The following is an 18973-nucleotide window of genomic DNA, read 5'->3' as shown; positions in this document are numbered from 1 at the left end:
TCTCTTTACCGGCGGGCCCCGGCCCGCCCCACGGAAACCCCCACCATGCTGAAGATCGAAAACCTCCACGCCCGCATCGGCGACAAGGAAATCCTCAAGGGCCTGTCGCTGGATGTGAAGCCCGGCCAGGTGCACGCCATCATGGGCCCGAACGGCGCCGGCAAGTCCACCCTGGGCAATGTCCTGGCCGGCCGCGACGGCTACGAAGTGACCGAAGGCAGCGTGCAGTTCGACGGCGTCGACCTGCTGGAGCAGGACCCGGAAGCGCGTGCCGCCGCCGGCCTGTTCCTGGCGTTCCAGTACCCGGTGGAGATCCCGGGCGTGAACAACACCTACTTCCTGCGCGCCGCGCTGAACGCCCAGCGCAAGGCACGCGGTGAGGAGGAACTCGATTCCATGCAGTTCCTCAAGCTGGTGCGCCAGAAGCTGGCCGTGCTGCACCTGAAGGACGAACTGCTGCACCGTGGCGTCAACGAAGGCTTCTCCGGTGGCGAGAAGAAGCGCAACGAGATCTTCCAGCTGGCCGTGCTGGAACCGAAGCTGGCGATCCTGGACGAGACCGACTCGGGCCTGGACATCGACGCACTGAAGAGCGTGGCCGACGGCGTCAACGCACTGCGCGGCGCCGACCGCTCGTTCCTGGTCATCACCCACTACCAGCGCCTGCTGGACTACATCAAGCCGGACGTGGTGCACGTGCTGGCCGATGGCCGCATCGTCAAGAGCGGCGGCCCGGAACTGGCGCTGGAGCTGGAAGCACACGGCTACGATTTCCTGAAGGACCGGGTCGTGCCCGAGGCGGCGGTCTGATGAGCGCCCTGCTTGATTCGATGGCCCAGGCCTTCTGCGGCAGCGATGCGCGCCGCGAAGTGCTGGATGCGGCCCTGCGCGACGGCCTGCCGGCCGCCCGCAACGAAGCCTGGAAGTACACCTCGCTGCGCCAGCTGGAACGCCGTTCGTTCGCCGCGGCACCGTTGCAGGGCCCGGCGCTGGACGCCGCGCTGCTGGAAGACATCCCGGCCCCGCGCCTGGTGTTCGTCAACGGCCGCCTGGATGCCGCGCTGAGCGACGTGCAGGCGCTGCCGGCCGGCGTGCAGCTGCAGCCGTTGTCGGCCGCACTGGCCGCCGGTGAAGACGCCGTGCGTTTCCTCGGCCGCCGCTACGAGCGCAGTGAAGAGGTCTTCGCCCGCCTCAACGCCGCACTGGCCGACGAAGGCGTGGTGCTGCGCGTGGACGAAGGCGTGCAGGTCGAAGCACCGCTGCAGCTGGTGTTCGCCAGCGTCGCCGGCGAGACCGACCTGGCCTGGCACCACCGCCACCTGATCGAACTGCGTGCCGGCGCCAGCCTCGGCGTGGTCGAGCACCGCTTCAGCGTGGGTGACTCCGCCCACCTGGACAACACCGTGCTGCATGCCCACGTCGCCCGTGATGCCATGCTCAAGCACGCCCGCGTGCAGGCCGGCAGCGCGCGCCAGACCAGCTTCCTGCGCACCGACGCGGTGCTGGCCCGCGACGCGCAGTACCACCGCGTCGACCTGGAACTGGGCGCCGCGCTCAGCCGCCATGAACTGAACGTGCGCCTGGAAGGCGACAACGCCCAGCTGACCGCCAACGGCGTGCTGCTCGGCAATGGCCGCCGCCACGTCGAAACCCGCCTGGGCATCGACCACATCGCACGCGATACGAGTTGCGAACTGCTGTGGCGCGGCGTTGCGGCCAACCGCAGCCGCGTGGTGTTCCATGGTGGCATCCAGATCCGCGAAGGCGCCGACGGCACCGACGCGAACCTGTCCAACAAGAACCTGCTGCTGTCGGCCGATGCCGAGATCGACACCCAGCCGACGCTGGTGATCGACGCCGATGAAGTGAAGGCCGCGCACGGTGCGACCGTCGGCCAGCTCGATGCCAATGCGCTGTTCTACCTGCGCTCGCGCGGCCTGCCGCAGGCCCAGGCGCAGGCACTGCTGAGCGCTGCGTTCTGCCATGAACCGCTGAAGATCCTGCCCGATGCGCTGCGTGCGCAACTGGCTCGCCGCCTGGACAAGGCCCTGGCCGAGGCGGGTGTGGCATGAACCTGTCCACGCCGCGCCCGATCGAAGAACGCACCGGCGCCCCCGACTGGGATCGCGTCCGCCTCGACTTCCCGCTGCTGATGCGTGAAGTGCACGGCAAGCCGCTGGTCTATTTCGACAACGCCAACACCGGCCAGAAGCCGGTGCAGGTGATCGGCGCGGTGGACGAGTTCTATCGTCGCTACAACGCCAACGTCAGCCGCGCGGTGCATGCACTGGGCAGCGAAGCCACCGATGCCTACGAAGGTGCGCGCAACAAGCTGGCGCACTTCCTCAACGTGCGCCCCGGCGACCTGGTGCTGTGCAGCGGTACCACCTTCGCCATCAACCTGGTGGCGTACTCATGGGCGCTGCCGCGACTGAAGGCCGGTGACGTGATCCTGATCACGCGCATGGAGCACCACGCCAACATCGTGCCGTGGCAGCTGGTCGCGCAGCGTACCGGCGCCACCATCCGCGTGGCCGAGATCACCCCCGATGGTGCGCTGGACCTGGATGCGCTGCGCGCGGCGATGACCCCGGAGGTCAAGCTGCTGGCGGTCACCCATGTCTCCAACGTGCTGGGCACGGTCAATCCGGTGCGCGAGATCTGCCGCGAAGCGCGCAAGCGCGGCATCATCACCGTGGTCGATGGCTCGCAGGCGGTACCGCACCGCAAGGTCGACGTGGCCGCGATCGGCTGCGATTTCTACGCCATCACCGGCCACAAGATGTGCGGGCCAACCGGTACCGGCGCACTGTGGGCCCGTCGCGAGCACCTGGACGCGATGCCGCCGTTCCTTGGTGGCGGCGAGATGATCAAGGAAGTCAGCTTCGACGGCACCGTGTTCAACGATGCCCCGCACAAGTTCGAAGCCGGCACCCCGAACATCGCCGGTTTCATCGGCCTGGGCGTGGCTGCCGACTACCTGCAGCAGCTTGGCCAGGAGAACGTGGAAGCGCGCGAAGCCGAACTGCTGGCGCACTTCACCGAAGAGCTGCGCCGCGTCGACGGCCTGCGCATCATCGGCGAAGCGCCGGAGAAGGCCGCCGTGGTCTCGTTCCTGATCGATGGCGCGCATGCCCATGACCTGGCGACCCTGCTCGACCTGGAAGGCGTGGCCGTGCGCTCGGGCCAGCACTGCGCGCACCCGCTGCTGCAGTACTTCGGCGTCGCCGCCACCTGCCGTGCCTCGCTGGCGTTCTACAACACGCACGCCGAGATCGAGCGCTTCATGACCGCGCTGGCCAAGGTACGCAAGCTGCTGGGGTAAGACTCCCAGCGCAGCCGGAAGCAACGGAAACGCCGCGGGAAACCGCGGCGTTTTTCATGGCGTCGGCAAGGGCTGGATCGAAGACACGCAGAGCGCCGCAGGCCATTGCCCAAGGTGCCCCTTGCCATAAGGGAAAGCGGGCCGGCCCGCCTCTACGATTCCGGTGAGTTCAACCGCCTGCTCCGACGGCAGCGCCATGATGGGAACTCCATTCACCCACACGCCCTCGGCCGCCCATGGATCCTGCACCGGCGGCCCCGGGTGCAGCGCGGACATTTCAAAGCTCTCAACGTAGGCCCCACGTACGCGCACGAGCCTCCCGTGATAGCGCCTCGGATCGGCCCGCAGCGCCTCCAGCGTGACCGGCAACGCACGGGACGCACTGAAACCCGGGCACCCCAGGCCGTTGGGCGCGATGCCGCCACCCTCCTCGCGCGCCGGCAGGCAAGCCAGAAGAGCCACAAGCAGGGCAGTTGCTGCCAGCGCGATTCCCTTCGATATGCCCACCCCTGCACTCCGCCTGGCATTTGATCAAGCGCGAGCATAGCGGTTGCTAGGACCGCCGAGGGCCCTCCCCCATTTGCGCCCGCCCCCGCCCCACCTAGAATGGGGCCATGACCACCCTTACCTTCCGCGCCGCCACGCCGGCCGACATCCCCGCCCTGATCGCCCTCGTCACCTCGGCCTACCGTGGCGACGCCAGCCGCGTCGGCTGGACCACCGAAGCCGACCTGCTGGATGGCGCCCGCATCGACGCCGAAGGCATCCAGGCCGACCTCGACCGCCCGCGCTCCACCATCCTGCTGGCCGAGCGCGAGGGCCAGCTGGTGGCCTGCGCCCACGTCGCCGATGTCGAGGGCAAGGGCTACTTCGGCATGTTCTCGGTCGACCCGGCCCAGCAGGGCGGCGGCGTCGGCAAGCAGATGATGGACGCCGCCGAAGCGCACGCCGCGCACGAATGGAAGGTGCCGGTGATGCAGATGACGGTGATCGACGTGCGCGACGAACTGATCGCCTTCTACGAGCGTCGTGGCTACCAGCGCACCGGCATCAAGAAGCCGTTCCCGTATGGCGACGAGCGCTTCGGCATTCCCAAGCGCGACAACCTGCGCTTCGAGGTCCTGGAAAAGCCATTGGCCGGAGCCGCCGCGTGAGCGAGGCCTGGACCTTTGTCTGTGCCGGCGCCGAACTGCTGCCCGGTGAAATGAAGAGCGTGTTCGACGAAGTGACCGGCACGCCGATCGTGGTGTTCAACCTCGACGGCGAGCTGTACGCGCTGGAAGACCAGTGCACACATGAGGAGTTCGAGCTGTCCTCGGGTGAGTTCAACACCGCCGAAGGCAGCGTGGAGTGCGTGCTGCACGGCGCGCGCTTCGACGTACGCGATGGCCGCGCCCTGTGCGCACCGGCCTATACCCCGGTGCCCAAGTTCCCGGTGAAGCGCGAGCACGACGCCGTCTGGACCCGCGACGACCGCGATTGAGGTCGCGCACGGCTTGCAGGAATCGCCCCAGGGCATCCCTGCCGAGGCGCATCTCGACCCATGGGGTGGATCTACCAGAGCGTCCTGAGCGGCGCCCCAGGGCCCTTCCGGGCCCTCCAGTTGGCCCGCCTGATTGCGCATATGCGAATCATTATCGTTGATGTTATCCTACGTAACATCTTCGTAACGATCCGGCCCCCTGCGCCATGGCTTCGCCCGCGCCCACCGCCACGTTGTGCCAGCTCGCCCGCCAGGGGTGGCCGCTGGCTGTGGCCGTGCTGCTGACGCTGCTGCTGGGCTGGTCGGCCCTGCACGAAGGACGCGGCCACGGGCCTGCCACCCACGGCTGGCAGGCACACGCCGAAGATCTTCACCAGGCGATGCCGTTGCCTGTCCCGCCGGCGGACGAATGCCCGCAGCACGCCGTACCGGCACCGGAGCCCCCGCTTGATGGCGAGGGCTCCTCGCCCTGCACCGGCATGGCCCCCGCGCGCGTCACCCTGGTCGCGCATATCCCGCTGTGGCGCTCCGACGCGCTGCGCTGGCAGCTGCGCGATCCCGCACTGCGGTTGAACCCCGGCCACGCACCGCCCGCACCGCACGCCAGCTGAGGCGCCCTGCGGCCGTTGCCGTGCGCCTGAAGTCGTCCGCCGCGTAGCCGAGCATCGGCTCGGCTCTACAGAAGAAGCCCCCTATGTGCCGTCGCGCTGCCTGCGCTTCGGCCCTCGCCCTTTCCCGATCCCAGCCACTACCACCCAAGCCATGACCCACATCACGTCCCGCAAGCGCGCCCCGCGCGTTTCCCTGCTCGCCACCGCCACACTGGCCGCCGGCTTCGCGCCGCTGGCCGCGCAGGCCGCCGACAGCGCCGCCTCCGGCAATAACAAGGCCACCGACCTGGACAAGGTGCAGGTGCGCGGCAGCTGGTTCAATCCGTCCTCGCCGAAGTTCACCGCTGAACTGCTGGACACCCCGAAGTCGGTGTCGATCGTCTCGGAGAAGCTGATCGCCGAAACCGGTGCGACCAACCTGCAGGATGCGCTGCGCATGGTGCCGGGCATCACCTTCGGTGCCGGCGAAGGCGGCAACCCAACCGGCGACCGCCCCTTCATCCGTGGCTTCGATTCGCAGAGCAACATCTTCGTCGACGGCCTGCGTGACGTCGGCTCGCAGACCCGCGAAATCTTCGACCTGGAGCAGGTGGAAGTGGTCAAGGGCCCGAGCTCGGCCTACGGTGGCCGTGATTCCGGTGGTGGCAGCCTGAACCTGGTGAGCAAGACGCCGAAGCTGAAGAACGAGACCAGCGCCAGCATGGGCATCGGCACCGACAGCTACGCGCGCGGCACCGTGGATGCCAACTACGTGCTGGGCGATGGCATCGCCGCCCGTCTGAACCTGATGAAGCACGAGTCGGACATCCCTGGCCGTGACGCTACCAATGTCAGCCGCTGGGGCATCGCACCGTCGATCGCGTTCGGCCTGAACGGCCCGGCGCAGCTGATCGCCAGCCACTACCACATGCAGAGCGATGACCTGCCGGACGCGGGTGGCTTCCCGTATGGCAACCCGAACGGTGCACCGGCCTCGAAGTGGGTCGACGGCCGCCCGATGGTGCCGGACCGCAACAACTACTACGGCCTGGTCGATCGTGACTTCCAGCGCACCCGTGCCGACATCAGCACCCTGGATGCCAGCTTCGACTTCGGCGGCCACAAGCTGCGGAACATCGCGCGCCTGGGCAACACCAGCAATGATTACCTGTGGACCCAGCCGGACGACAGCCAGGGCAACCCGAATAACTACGGCACCTTGTGGCGCCGTACCAACAGCCGCGCCGTCGACGTCAAGAGCTTCGCCGACCAGCTCGGCCTGACCGGTGCCTTCCAGACCGGCGCGCTCAAGCACAGCTACAGCGCTGGCGTGGAATACAGCGACGAGAAGATGACCCGCGGCAGCTACCTGATCGCCCCGGGCACCAGCAACCCGCTGACCGGCAACAGCAAGTGCCCGACCACGGGCGCGGCCACCGGCTACAACTGCACCGACTTCGCCAACCCGAACCCGCGTGATCCGTGGGCGGCCACTCATTCGGAGTACCGCAGCGACAAGGCACTGGACGTCGAGCAGCGCACCAAGACCAAGTCCGCCTATCTGTTCGACACCATCGAGCTCAATGCACAGTGGAGCTTCAACGTCGGCCTGCGCTACGACGACTACAGCACCACCCTGACCACTCCGGTGGCTGGCAAGGCACCGACCCGCGTGCGCAATGACAACGACTTCCTGAACTACCAGGCTGGCGTCGTCTTCAAGCCGCTGGAGAACGGCAGCATCTACCTGTCGTGGGGCACCTCCTCGACCCCGCCGGGCATGGACGGTGGCGACGGTTCGGACGGCCTGAGCGCCGCCGTGGCTGACCTCAAGCCGCAGGACACCAAGAACCTCGAACTGGGCACCAAGTGGGATCTGTTCGACAAGCGCCTGAACCTGACCGCCGCGATCTTCCACACGGTGATGAACAACGCACGCGTGACCGTCGACAACGGCACCAGCCAGAACGCCGGCAAGAAGGAAATCAACGGCTTCGAGCTGGGCTTCACCGGCCAGCTGACCGACGCCTGGAGCCTGTATGGCGGCTACACCTACCTGGACTCGGAACTGAAGGACAACGGCTTTGTGTGCGCCGTGTCCGGCCGCACCTGCCCGTCCAACGTCTACGTGCCGTCGCCGTACAACGGCAACGTGTTCCCGAACACCGCCAAGCACAGCGCCAACCTGTGGACCACCTACCGCTTCCCGATCGGCCTGACCATCGGCGCCGGTGCGTTCTACTCGGACAAGCAGTACGGTGATGTCGCCAACACCAAGTGGATCCCGAGCTACACCCGCTTCGACGCGATGGCCAGCTACGCGATCCAGGACAACATCAGCCTGCAGCTCAACGTGCAGAACCTGACCGACAAGACCTACTTCACCAAGGCCTATGCCTCGCACTACGCGAGCATCGCCCCGGGTCGCTCGGCCACCCTGGCACTGAACGTGAAGTTCTGATGTAACTTCGCTCCACCACGGCGGCAGGCTCTCCTGCCGCCGTTTTTGTTTCCGGCGATACTCACCCCATGGTTACCCGCACCCCCATCGACAGCGACGCCCTGGCCGAGCTGCTGCAGCACGATCCGCAGGCCGCGTTCGCACGCGTGCGCGACGCCGCGCAGGCTGGACAGGTCGATGCACAACTGCTGCTCGCGCAGATGCACATGGAAGGCAAAGGCACCGCGCAGGACGCCTCGGCCGCGCTGCTCTGGTACGAAACCGCCGCCAACAACGGCGCGCCGATGGCGATGAACATGCTCGGCCGCTGCCATGAGCTGGGCCACGGCACCGCGGCCAACCCGACGCTGGCGGCAGTGTGGTACCGGCGCGCCGCCGACACCGGGCTGGACTGGGGCCTGTACAACCTGGCCAACCTGCTGGCCACCGGCCGTGGCGTTCCGCAGGACCGCGCGCAGGCACTGGCCCTGTACACCCGCGCCGCGCACCTGGGCCACGCCAAATCGATGAACCTGCTGGCCCGCCACCTCGAAGACGGGCTGGATACCGCACCCGATCCGCAGGCGGCGCTCGCCTGGTACCAGCGCGCGGCCGAAGCCGGTGATTTCCGCGGCCAGGCCAACTACGCCTCGATCCTGCTGCAGGCCGGCCAGGTCGAGCAGGCCGTGCACTGGCTGCGGCTCGCACTGGCGCACGGCAGCCCGGCGTTCATGGCGCACATCGTGCCGGAACTGGCCGCGTCGCCGCATCCGCAGGTGCGCGCCCTGGTCGCACCGCCGTCCCTCTGAGGAGTTCCGCATGCTGCTGCACATCCCCGACATTCTCAGCGCCGACCAGGTGGCCGATTTCCGGCGCCGCCTCGACGCCGCCGACTGGACCGATGGCCGCGAAACCGTGGGCCATCTGGGCGCACAGGCCAAGCACAACCAGCAGCTGCCCGAGGCCTCGCCGCTGCGCCGCGAACTGGGCGAGATCATCCTCGTCGCGCTGGCCCGGCACCCGCTGTTCTTCAGCGCAGCGCTGCCGCTGAAGTACCTGCCGCCGCGCTTCAACCGCTACAGCGGGGGCGGCACCTATGGCTTCCACGTCGATGGTGCGGTGATGAACCTGGCCAACGGTGAGCAGCTGCGCTCGGACATCTCCTGCACCCTGTTCCTGTCCGCGCCCGAGGAGTACGAGGGCGGCGAGCTGGTCATCAGCGATACCTACGGCGAGCACGAGGTGAAGCTGCCGGCCGGCGACCTGATCGTGTATCCGTCCAGCAGCCTGCATCAGGTGCGGCCGGTCACCCGCGGTGCGCGCGTGGCCTCGTTCTTCTGGGTGCAGAGCATGATCCGCGACGACGTGCAGCGGCGCCTGCTGTGGGAAATGGATGGCTCGATCGAGCGCCTGCGGCAGACCGGCGGCGACGCCGAGGCGGTGCTGCAGCTGACCGGCGTGTACCACAACCTGCTGCGGCGCTGGAGCGAAGTCTGAGCCCCACCTGGCCGGCCTGCGATATTTTGGCAATCATTCTCATTTGCAACGGCTAACAGCTCTCATTACAATCACGCCCCGTTGATGCCGGCCGCTGCCGGCAGACCCTTGGGGACACCGATTGCTGCGCCCGCTTCGCCCTCGCCCACTCATCCATCGCAAGATGGGCACCGCCATGCGCGGCCAGCGTCCCGCGCTGGCCAGCCTGCTGGCGTGGGTGGCGATGCTGGCCTTGCTGCTGGGCACCCTGCCGCTGCTGCCACAGGCCCACGCCGGAATGGCCGTGCAGATGCCGCTGGAAGAGCGCGGTGGCGAAGCGCCGCTGCAGGAAGAGGCGCCAGCCAAGCTGCGCCGCTGCGCGTCCGCTCCGGTGAAGTCGGCCGAGAAGGCACGTCCGCCACTGCTGCTGGCCAGCCAATGGCTGCGCACTGAACTCGAACTCGTACCCGCCACGCCGGCCATGCCCGGCGTGCGCCCGGACTGGCCGCTGGCCGCTCCGGACACGCCCTGGGCCGATGCGCCCGGGCGTCGCCAGCAACGCGGCCAGGCGCCGCCGCTCGCCTGATCCACGGCCCGACGTGACCGCCTGCGCGGTCGCGCCCGCACGCCGCTGCCTGCTCCATCCCTGCCGCCCCTGACCGGGCCTTCCGGGCCTTCCGTGCCTGCCGCGCCCTTCGCGCACGGCGTCGCACCACCCTGCATCCTTCGAGGTAACTGCCATGGCCCAGCGCCATCGTGTCCGTTCGTCCCTGTCCCGCTCCCTGCTGACCAGCGCCGTGCTGGCGGCCATGACCGCCCCTGCCTTCGCCCACGGTGACGCTTCCGGCGCGCCACAGACGCTGGACAAGGTGGTGGTCACCGCCTCCGGCTTCGAACAGAAGGTGATCGACGCTCCGGCCAGCATCAGCGTGGTCAGCCGCGAGGAACTGAGCAAGCGCCCGTACACCAGCCTGGTCGACGCGCTGCGCGACGTCGAAGGCATCGATGTCGGCCTGGAAGCGACCGACAAGAACGGCCGCGCCACCGTCTCGATGCGCGGCCTGCCGTCCGAGTACACCCTGGTGCTGATCGACGGCCGCCGCCAGAGCAATGTCGGCCAGATCTATCCGAACAACTTCGGTGGCGGCCAGTTCGCCTACCTGCCGCCGCTGGATGCGATCGAACGCATCGAAGTGGTACGCGGGCCGATGTCCACGCTGTACGGCTCGGACGCGATGGGCGGCGTCATCAACATCATCACACGCCGCAACCAGGACAGCTGGCACGGCGCGCTGACCCAGGGCTTCACCGTGCAGCAGGACGACCAGTTCGGCGATGCACGCACCACCGACCTGTACCTCGGCGGTCCGTTGCTGAAGGATCGCCTCAGCCTGGCGGTACGCGGCAGCTACTACGACGCCAAGGCCTCCAATCCCGAATGGGATGCGCTGCCGCTGCCGGATGGCACCCTGTGGGAGCGCAGCATCGGCTTCGGTGGCGGCGGCAAGTCGGTCGCCAACACCAACTGGAACAGCGGCGTGCGGCTGGACTTCCGCATCAATGACGACCACGAACTGTGGCTGGACTACGACGTGTCGCGGCAGAAGTTCGACAACAGCGAAGGCCAGACCGGCACCCTCGACAGCCTGGCCAGCCTGTGGCGCGTCGGCAACGCCGTCATTCCCAACCCGAACGGCAACGGCACGCTCACCCGCCGCGTGGTGCAGCCGCGCGTGGGTTACACCGCCTACCAGCGCTACGAGCGCGACCAGTTGTCGCTGACCCATCAGGGCCGCTACAGCTTCGGCACCTGGCAGACCTCGCTGACCCACAGCAAGAGCAGCAACCTCGGCCGCTCGCTGCCGCTGACCCTGGACGAGCGCGCCAACCTGCAGACGCTGTGGAATGACGTCTGCCGCCGCACCGGTGCCGCCAACAACTGCGCGGCCGGCCGTGGCAATGCGCTTGCAGCCCTCAACCCGAGCGAGATGGCGCGCCTGCAGGCATTCCTGCCGCGTCCGCTGCGCACCATGGAGCTGGAAGGCTACGTGCTCGACACCATGCTCGACCTGGACTTCGGCGCGCACAAGCTGACCGTGGGTGGCCAGTACAACGACACTGACATGGTCGACGGTGTGTTCGGCATGGACGGCGCCGGCTACCGCAGCAACGTCAAGCAGAAGCACCGCATGTGGGCGCTGTTCGCCGAGGACAACTGGGCGCTGACCGACACCCTCACCGCCACCTTCGGCCTGCGCTACGACGACCACAACGTGTTCGGCAGCCATGTCAGCCCGCGCGGCTACCTGGTGTGGAACGCCAGCGACGCATGGACCTTCAAGGGTGGCGTCAGCACCGGCTACAAGACCCCGCGTCCGGACCAGCTGTTCCCGGGCATCACCGGCTTCGGTGGCCAGGGCGTGCTGCCGCTGGTGGGCTCGCCCAACCTGAAGCCGGAAACCAGCACCAACTACGAGCTGGCCGCCTACTACGAGGGTCAGCGCTGGGGCTTCAACGTCACCGGTTTCTTCAACAAGTTCGAGGACAAGATCGCCAGCGGCGGCACCTTCCCGAACTGCGAAGTGGCCCGCGCCGGCAGCGGCTACTGCGTGGACATCGGCCCGGGCTGGGCGGCACTGGGCTACAGCACCTTCACCCAGAGCGTGAACATCGACAAGGCCGAGACCCGTGGCGCCGAACTGGCCGCGCATGTCGACCTGCTCGACAGCCTGCAGCTGCGCGGCAACTACACCTGGACCAAGAGCGAGCAGACCAGCGGCGCGCAGAAGGGCCTGCCGATCAGCGGCACGATGCCGGCCAGGCACATGGCCAACGCCAGCCTCAACTGGCAGGTCAACGAAGCGGTCAGCCTGTCGCTGATCGGCGAAGGCCGCTACAACCGCTACCGCGACACGCTGCTGGACGCCAACGGCGCCAGCCACACCCGCTATTACGAGGACTACACCATCTTCCATCTCGGCGGCAGCTGGAAGGCCACGCCATGGCTGACGGTGAACGCGCGGGTCAACAACCTGTTCGACAAGGACTTCGTCTCGCAGTCGTGCCTGCTGATCAGCCAGAGCGAGTTCAACTGCGTGGACGACTATGCGACCAAGGACCAGCGCCGCAGCTACTGGATTTCGCTCAACGCGAAGTTCTGACCTCTGCGCACCGGCATTGCCCTGCCCCGGTGGGTGCCGACCTTGGTCGGCACCGCTTCATCCACGCATGGCGTGGATCTACTGATCAGTGATGGTGCCGGCAGCTGACCGCCGCCGGCACTCCCCTCCAGGGATACAGAACGATACGCAATTGCGAGCTATTCTCATCAATGATGTAATGGGCAGTCCCCGTCCGCCCCGAACCGTGCCGTGAGCCGTCCTGCCTCCTCCACCGTGCAGCAGCAACAGAACCGTGGCTTCTGGCTGCGGACGCTGCACCAGTGGCACTGGATCAGCTCGGCGGTGTGCCTGATCGGCATGCTGCTGTTCGCGGTGACCGGTCTGACCCTCAACCATGCGGCGAAGATCGAAGCCAAACCCCAGGTGCAGAACCAGCAGCTGGAACTGCCGGCCGAACTTCTCGGCCAGCTCGGCACGCGCGAAGACGGCAACGCACCGATCCCGCGCCCGGCCCGGCAATGGCTGGACACGCAGCTGGGCATCGCCATCGGTGGACGCCCGGCCGAGTGGTCGGCCGAAGAGATCTACCTGTCGCTGCCGCGCCCCGGCGGCGACGCCTGGCTGAGCATCGATCGCGAGACCGGCGCGGTGGAATACGAATCGACCTCGCGCGGCGTCGTGTCCTACCTCAATGACCTGCACAAGGGCCGCAATGCCGGCCCGGCGTGGGGCTGGTTCCTGGACCTGTTCGCCGTGGCCTGCCTGGTGTTCTGCATCACCGGCCTGTTCCTGCTGCACCTGCATGCGCGGCAGCGGCGCATGACCTGGCCGCTGGTCGGCCTCGGCCTGATGATTCCGCTGCTGATCGCCCTGCTGCTGATCCACTGACGTCCCCCATGAATTCCATCCGTTTCCCCGGAGCCGCCCCATGCGCGTCACCCTGACCATCGCCCTCAGCGGCCTGCTGGCCACCTCGCCGGCCTATGCCACCACCCTCGACATCAACGTCGAAGTGCCCAAGCTCAACGTGGCCGAGTACCACCGCCCGTACGTGGCAGTGTGGCTGGAAGGCGCCGACCAGAAGGTCGCGGCCAACCTGTCGGTCTGGTATCAGCAGACCAGCAACAGCGAAGGCCACGGCACCAAGTGGCTGCCCGACCTGCGCCAGTGGTGGCGCAAGAGCGGCCGCACCCTGCAGGTACCGGTGGACGGCGTGACCGGCCCGACCCGCCCGGCCGGCAAGCACGCGCTGTCGTTCAACGACAAGCAGCCGGCACTGAAGCAGCTGGCCCCGGGCAACTACACCCTGGTGGTCGAAGCGGTGCGCGAAGTCGGTGGCCGTGAACTGCTGAAGATCCCCTTCACCTGGCCGGCCACCGCCGCGCAGAACGGCAAGGCGCAGGGCGCCACCGAACTCGGCCAGGTCACCCTCGCCGTCAAACCGTAACTGCCTGAGCCGGGGTCGGATCCCTTCCGCAGGAAGGGCTCTGACCCCATCGCCCTATCCTTCGGGGTCAGAGCCCTTTCCGTTGGAAAGGGATCCGACCCCTTCCAACTGGAGTCTTCCGCATGAAGCGCACGCTCGTCCTCGCCGCCGCCCTGGCCGCTGCCCTTCCCTTCTCCGCCCTGGCCCACAAGGCCTGGCTGCTGCCCTCGCAGACCGTGATCGCCGGCAACGCGCCGTGGATCACCGTCGACGGTGCGGTCTCCAACGACCTGTTCTACTTCAACCACGTGCCGCTGCGCCTGGAGTCGGTGGTGATCACCGCCCCGGATGGCAGCACCGTACAGCCGCAGAACGCCGCCACCGGCAAGTACCGCAGCGTGTTCGACGTTGAGCTGAAGCAGCCCGGCACCTACCGCATTGCCTCGGTCAATGACGGGCTGTTCGCCACCTACGAGCAGAACGGCGAGCGCAAGCGCTGGCGCGGCAGCGTGGCTACCTTCGGTGAACTGCCGAAGGACGCGAAGAAGCTGGAAGTGAGCCAGTCGGTCGGCCGCGTGGAGACCTTCGTCACCAACGGCGCGCCGAACGATACCGCGCTGAAGCCGACCAACCGTGGCATCGAACTGGTCGCCGTCGGCCACCCGAATGACCTGTTCGCCGGCGAGGAAGCCACCTTCCGCGTGCTGGTCGATGGCAAGCCGACCGCCGGCCTGGAGTTCGAGATCGTGCGTGGCGCCACCCGCTACCGCAACGCGCAGGACGAGCTGAAGCTGACCAGCGACGCCAAGGGCGAGATCAAGGTGACCTGGCCGGAAGCCGGCATGTACTGGCTGGAAACCGGCACCGAGGACAACAAGACGTCGGTGAAGCAGGCCGCCAAGCGCCGCCTGAGCTACGTCGCCACGCTGGAAGTGCTGCCGCAGTAATGTGGACCGCGATGCCGGGCAATCCCCGGCATCGCCGCCGCAACGCATCACCATGACCGATTCCCTGCTCGACATCGCCCGCCTCGGTGGCACCACCATGGGCACCACCTGGAGTGTGTCGCTGGTCGCGTCGCGCCAGCGCGACCTACACCCGCTGCACGCTGGCATCCAGGCGCGGCTGGATGAGGTGGTCGCGCAGATGAGCACCTGGGAGCGCGGTTCGGATCTGAGCCGCTACAACCGCGCCGACGCCGGCCAATGGTGCGTGCTGCCCGCCGAAACGCGCCACGTCCTGGCCTGCGCACAGTCCATCGCTGCCGCCAGTGACGGCGCCTTCGATCCCACCGTCGGCCCGCTTGTGGCGCTATGGGGGTTCGGTGCACACGCAGGCGATCGCCACCTGCCCGATGCCAACACCCTGCAGGCCACCCGCGACCGATGCGGTTGGCAGCGCCTGCAGTGGCAGGACGATGCGCTGCTGCAACCGGGCGGGTTGGAACTGGATCTCTCTGCGATCGCCAAGGGCTTCGGCGTCGATCATGTCGCCGCTTGGCTGCGCGCGCAGGGCATCGCCGCGGCGCTGATCGAAGTTGGCGGCGAGCTGGCCGGCTACGGCCGCAAACCGGACGGCCAGCCGTGGCGCGTGCTGGTGGAATCCGCACCGGAAGAGGATGCGCACACCGATGCCCCGCCACGGGTGCTGGCGCTGGACGGCAAGGCGGTGGCCACTTCCGGCGATCGCTGGCACCAGTACCAGGCCGATGGCGAGGCCTACAGTCACAGCCTCGACCCGCGTAAAGGCAGACCGGTGCGGCAGGTCGCCGCGGCAGTAACCGTGGTAGCCGACGACGCCATGCACGCCGATGCCTGGGCCACCGCACTGACCGTGCTGGGTCGCGAACAGGGCATGGCGCTGGCCGAACGCGAAGGACTGGCCGCACGCTACCTGCAACGCGCAGCGGATGGCCCCCGCGAATTCCTCAGCAGCGCCTTCCAGCGCCTGCTCGACGGGCAGGACGCATGAGCACTCGGCCATCGCGCGCACTGCTCGGCAACGCACTTGTACTGATCGTACTGGCGCTGATCGCCTGGGCGCTGCTGCGACTTCACCTCGGCGAAGCCTGGTGGCAGGGCGCACCGCCGGCACGGCAATCGCAGATCGCCATCATCACCACCGCGCTGTACGCGCTGGCCTGCGCAGCACTGTGGTGGCGCAGTCGTCCGCGCGACGATGCCACAACCGGTGACACGCCCCCGATCCTGCTGGTCTGGTCCAGCCAGACCGGCTTTGCCCGCGAACTGGCCGAACGCAGTGCCGAGGCCCTGCGCGGTGCCGGCGTGCCGGTGCGTGTGCGCGGACTGCATGAGGTCGATGCCGCGTTGCTGGCCGACAGCCAGCGCGCGCTGTTCATTGCCAGCACCACCGGCGAAGGCGATCCGCCCGACCACGCCCTGCCGTTCCTGCGCGGGGTGATGGCCACGCCGCCTCCGCTGCAGCATCTGCAGTACGGCGTGCTCGCGCTGGGCGACCGCAGCTATGGCCACTTCTGCGGATTCGGCCACCAGCTGGACCAGTGGTTGCGCCAGCACGGTGCACATCCGCTGTTCGATGCGATCGAGGTCGACAATGCCGATCCGGCGGCGCTGCGACATTGGCAGCAGTTGCTGGGACAACTTGGCGGCGGCGCCACTGAACTGCCCGACTGGAGCCCGGCCGAGTATCAGCCGTGGACGCTGCTGCAACGCGAGCATCTGAATCCGGGCAGCCCCGGCGGCCCGGTGTACTGGTTGCGCCTGCAGCCACCGCCTGGCGTCGATGTGCAATGGCAGGCCGGCGACATCGCCGAGATCGGCCCGCAGCACCCACGCCACAGCGCGCGCGCCTGGCTCGATGCACAGGGCTTCGATGCAGACACCGTGCTGGATGACGGGCAGGCGCTGCTGGCCCGTATCGAGCGCTCGCATCTGCCCTCGCTGGTCCCTCCGGGTGATCTGCCCGCGTTGTTGGCAACCCTGCAACCGCTGCCCCATCGCGAGTATTCCATCGCATCGGTGATGGCCGACGGCGCGGTGGAATTGCTGCTGCGTCGCCAGCTGCGCACCGATGGCACACCCGGCATCGGCAGCGGTTGGCTGTGCGACCACGCCGCACTCGGCGAACCGGTGCAGCTGCGACTTCGCCGCAACGACAATTTCCATGGCGCGCCCGCCGATGTACCGCTGCTGCTGATCGGCAACGGCACCGGCATCGCCGGCCTGCGCGCGCACCTGCACGAACGTGCCCAGCGTGGCGCGCGTCGTACCTGGCTGCTGTTCGGCGAGCGCACCGCCGCGCACGACTTCCATTTCGGCGAAGAATTGCAGGCGATGCTGGCCAACGGCGCGCTGACGCGGCTGGATGCAGTGTTCAGCCGCGACGGCGGTACGCATCGCTATGTGCAGGACAGGCTGCTGGCCGAAGCGGCAACGCTGCGGCAGTGGGTCGATGAAGGCGCGGCGATCCTGGTCTGCGGCAGCCTGCAGGGCATGGCCCCGGCCGTGGATGCAGTGATCGAGCAGGTGCTGGGTACCGCAGGCAAGGAAGCGCTGCTGCTGGCCGGACGTTACCGGCGCGATGTGTATTGAACGAACCATCGGGGTCGGATCCCTTTCCGCAGGAAAGGGCTCTGACCCCAACCACAGCCGCACCATGACGGCGTGTCCAGGCATGATGGCAACCGCACAGCAGTAGATCCACGCCATGCGTGGATGGCGCCCCATGACGCCGGGCGTGGCCCGGCGCTACCCGGCGCTCGTTACCCGTATCGCCAGCAATTCGCCACCGCCCTGCAACGCATGACGCTGCCTCTCGCCCGCCGCCAACCACGCGGTGTCTCCCGCCTGCAGCGCCGGCAGGCCGCTGTCGGCACCGAACTCCGCCTGTCCGGCCAGCAGGTGCAGCGCCCACGCAACGCCCGGTTCGCAGAAGAAGAACATCGTGCCCACCAGCGGCCGGTGCAGCAGTTCGGCTTGCAGCAGGTCGCGCTTCCACATCAGGTTGAAGTCGTGGGTGGTGCCATCGACCAGTTCGCCGTGCAGCGCTTCCTCACCGGCAAAGCGCACCCGACCGTGCGGCGGCAGCACCTCGGCCACTCGGCCATCCTCGAAACGCAGGCGCACGCCATTGCCCTGCAGCAGCACCAGTTCGCGCTCCACGCCGGGGAAGGCGGAAAACGCAGCGTCCTGCTCGATCTCGGCCACCGACAGGCGCAGCGCCCAGTCATCACCCTGTGCAGGCAGGCGCAGGATCTCGCGGGTCCAGCCAAGTCCATTCCGCCAGCGTTCGCGGCGATAGTCCAGGCGGGAGATCACCTGGCTCGGAGTGTGCAGCAGGGAGTTGATGTTCATCGGCGCATTGCATCACGCCGCGCGCCGTCGTGCATCACCGCGTGGCGAGCGTGCCCTGGCTACCGCACTCGCCGCCCAGCAACTGCGAGTGCTTCAGCCAATCCTGATCGGGGTAGTAGGCAAACACCATCGTGCCGCCACGCAACGCATCGATCAGCGGCTTGGCCACCGACAGCCGCACCGCCGGGCAACCCAGGCTGCGGCCCAGCCGCCCCTGCAGCTGCGCGGTAGCCGGGTTCACGTACGGCGCACCGTGGATGACGATCGCGCGTTCGCGCGCGCGGTCGTTGAAGCCCGGCTCCAGGCCGGCCAGGCGCAGCGAATAGCCGTTGCCGCCCATGTAGGTCTCCTGCGCAGTGAACGCGCCGAGGCTGGACATGAAACTGCCATCGCGGTTGGAGAAGTGCTCGGTGCGGTTCTCGCCGCTGTTGCGGCCATGCGCCACCCATTCCTCGAACAGCAGACGCTGGTGGGCCAGGTCGAACACCCACAGGCGCGGCTCGGTGGACGGCCGCGAATAGTCGATCACGCTCAGGCGATCACCATTGATGCCCAGCTCCGGCCGCTGCAGCGCACAGCGCATGGCATGCGCCGCCAGCTGCAACACGTGGCGATCGGCCTTGGGCGCACTGCGCGACAACAAGGCAGCCAGATCATCGGCACTGGTGGCGAGGGCGGGCGTCTGTGCCAGCGCCGGGGCGCTGGCGGAGGTCGCCAGCAGGCCGAACGCGGCCAGCCGGCACAGGCGGGATGCAGTCATGGGCACAACGAGGGGAC

At 68.0% G+C, this 18973-nt stretch carries 19 protein-coding genes; 16 read left to right on the top strand and 3 right to left on the bottom strand.

Annotation, left to right across the window (positions count from 1 at the left end; all coding sequences use genetic code 11):
- Window positions 1-45: 45 nt before the first annotated feature.
- From sufC to ACUZUJ_RS05285, 3 genes are read left to right on the top strand one after another with little or no spacing between them, the layout of a single operon-like run.
- A complete protein-coding gene (gene sufC / locus ACUZUJ_RS05295) occupies window positions 46-810 on the top strand; it encodes a Fe-S cluster assembly ATPase SufC (RefSeq protein ID WP_032957818.1) in 765 nt (254 codons plus the stop codon).
- Window positions 810-2072 carry a Fe-S cluster assembly protein SufD gene (gene sufD, locus ACUZUJ_RS05290; protein ID WP_458220350.1) on the top strand — a complete coding sequence of 421 codons (1263 nt, stop codon included), beginning with the start codon at window positions 810-812 and terminating at the stop codon, window positions 2070-2072. Before sufC ends, sufD begins: the two co-directional genes overlap by 1 nt.
- Window positions 2069-3325, top strand: coding sequence for a cysteine desulfurase (locus tag ACUZUJ_RS05285; protein WP_049447235.1), 1257 nt, complete (start codon window positions 2069-2071; stop codon window positions 3323-3325). The genes sufD and ACUZUJ_RS05285 overlap by 4 nt, the downstream gene beginning before the upstream one ends.
- A gap of 54 nt (window positions 3326-3379) precedes the next feature.
- On the opposite strand, the gene ACUZUJ_RS05280 is transcribed toward ACUZUJ_RS05285, so the two are convergent.
- Window positions 3380-3832, bottom strand: a complete 453-nt coding sequence (locus tag ACUZUJ_RS05280) for a hypothetical protein (RefSeq protein WP_049447236.1) — start codon at window positions 3830-3832, stop codon at window positions 3380-3382.
- A 107-nt stretch (window positions 3833-3939) separates the two neighbouring features.
- On the opposite strand from ACUZUJ_RS05280, the gene ACUZUJ_RS05275 reads away from it, so the two are divergent.
- The 13 genes from ACUZUJ_RS05275 to ACUZUJ_RS05215 all read left to right on the top strand — a co-directional run bounded on the left by ACUZUJ_RS05275 (window position 3940) and on the right by ACUZUJ_RS05215 (window position 17434).
- Window positions 3940-4479 (top strand): GNAT family N-acetyltransferase, encoded by a 540-nt coding sequence (locus ACUZUJ_RS05275; RefSeq protein ID WP_510468070.1) that lies wholly within the window; start codon window positions 3940-3942, stop codon window positions 4477-4479.
- Window positions 4476-4808: a non-heme iron oxygenase ferredoxin subunit gene (locus ACUZUJ_RS05270; protein ID WP_014036275.1), complete on the top strand. Its 333-nt coding sequence runs from the start codon at window positions 4476-4478 to the stop codon at window positions 4806-4808. Before ACUZUJ_RS05275 ends, ACUZUJ_RS05270 begins: the two co-directional genes overlap by 4 nt.
- Window positions 4809-5014: 206 nt before the next feature.
- On the top strand, window positions 5015-5419 hold the full coding sequence (locus ACUZUJ_RS05265) for a hypothetical protein (RefSeq protein WP_119007185.1): 405 nt from the start codon (window positions 5015-5017) through the stop codon (window positions 5417-5419).
- Between the two features lie 151 nt (window positions 5420-5570).
- Complete coding sequence (locus tag ACUZUJ_RS05260; RefSeq protein WP_458220349.1) at window positions 5571-7859, top strand: TonB-dependent receptor; 2289 nt, start codon at window positions 5571-5573, stop codon at window positions 7857-7859.
- A 68-nt stretch (window positions 7860-7927) separates the two neighbouring features.
- Window positions 7928-8647 carry a tetratricopeptide repeat protein gene (locus tag ACUZUJ_RS05255; protein ID WP_049442940.1) on the top strand — a complete coding sequence of 240 codons (720 nt, stop codon included), beginning with the start codon at window positions 7928-7930 and terminating at the stop codon, window positions 8645-8647.
- A 10-nt stretch (window positions 8648-8657) separates the two neighbouring features.
- Window positions 8658-9335: a Fe2+-dependent dioxygenase gene (locus tag ACUZUJ_RS05250; protein ID WP_049442941.1), complete on the top strand. Its 678-nt coding sequence runs from the start codon at window positions 8658-8660 to the stop codon at window positions 9333-9335.
- A 163-nt stretch (window positions 9336-9498) separates the two neighbouring features.
- Entirely contained in the window at window positions 9499-9900 is a 402-nt protein-coding gene (locus ACUZUJ_RS05245; RefSeq protein ID WP_014036270.1) for a hypothetical protein, read from the top strand.
- Between the two features lie 154 nt (window positions 9901-10054).
- Entirely contained in the window at window positions 10055-12475 is a 2421-nt protein-coding gene (locus ACUZUJ_RS05240; RefSeq protein WP_510468069.1) for a TonB-dependent receptor domain-containing protein, read from the top strand.
- A gap of 210 nt (window positions 12476-12685) precedes the next feature.
- Window positions 12686-13324, top strand: a complete 639-nt coding sequence (locus tag ACUZUJ_RS05235) for a PepSY-associated TM helix domain-containing protein (RefSeq protein ID WP_101765062.1) — start codon at window positions 12686-12688, stop codon at window positions 13322-13324.
- 40 nt (window positions 13325-13364) lie between these two features.
- Window positions 13365-13883, top strand: coding sequence for a DUF2271 domain-containing protein (locus ACUZUJ_RS05230; RefSeq protein WP_004147429.1), 519 nt, complete (start codon window positions 13365-13367; stop codon window positions 13881-13883).
- Window positions 13884-14005: 122 nt separating this feature from the next.
- The gene (locus ACUZUJ_RS05225; RefSeq protein WP_014036267.1) at window positions 14006-14809 is read left to right on the top strand and encodes a DUF4198 domain-containing protein; all 804 of its coding nucleotides are present in this window, start codon (window positions 14006-14008) and stop codon (window positions 14807-14809) included.
- A 52-nt stretch (window positions 14810-14861) separates the two neighbouring features.
- Window positions 14862-15833 carry an FAD:protein FMN transferase gene (locus ACUZUJ_RS05220; RefSeq protein ID WP_458220347.1) on the top strand — a complete coding sequence of 324 codons (972 nt, stop codon included), beginning with the start codon at window positions 14862-14864 and terminating at the stop codon, window positions 15831-15833.
- Complete coding sequence (locus tag ACUZUJ_RS05215; protein ID WP_101765061.1) at window positions 15830-17434, top strand: sulfite reductase subunit alpha; 1605 nt, start codon at window positions 15830-15832, stop codon at window positions 17432-17434. The genes ACUZUJ_RS05220 and ACUZUJ_RS05215 overlap by 4 nt, the downstream gene beginning before the upstream one ends.
- A 156-nt stretch (window positions 17435-17590) precedes the next feature.
- Here ACUZUJ_RS05215 and ACUZUJ_RS05210 read toward each other — a convergent pair whose 3' ends face one another.
- A complete protein-coding gene (locus ACUZUJ_RS05210) occupies window positions 17591-18196 on the bottom strand; it encodes a HutD/Ves family protein (protein WP_049442947.1) in 606 nt (201 codons plus the stop codon).
- A gap of 34 nt (window positions 18197-18230) precedes the next feature.
- Window positions 18231-18956 carry a murein L,D-transpeptidase catalytic domain family protein gene (locus ACUZUJ_RS05205; RefSeq protein WP_049442948.1) on the bottom strand — a complete coding sequence of 242 codons (726 nt, stop codon included), beginning with the start codon at window positions 18954-18956 and terminating at the stop codon, window positions 18231-18233.
- Window positions 18957-18973: the final 17 nt, after the last annotated feature.

This window comes from Stenotrophomonas sp. S4 (assembly GCF_054187805.2).
The sequence above is the reverse complement of the archived record's forward strand: the minus strand, read 5'-3'. Positions and strand labels throughout refer to the sequence as shown.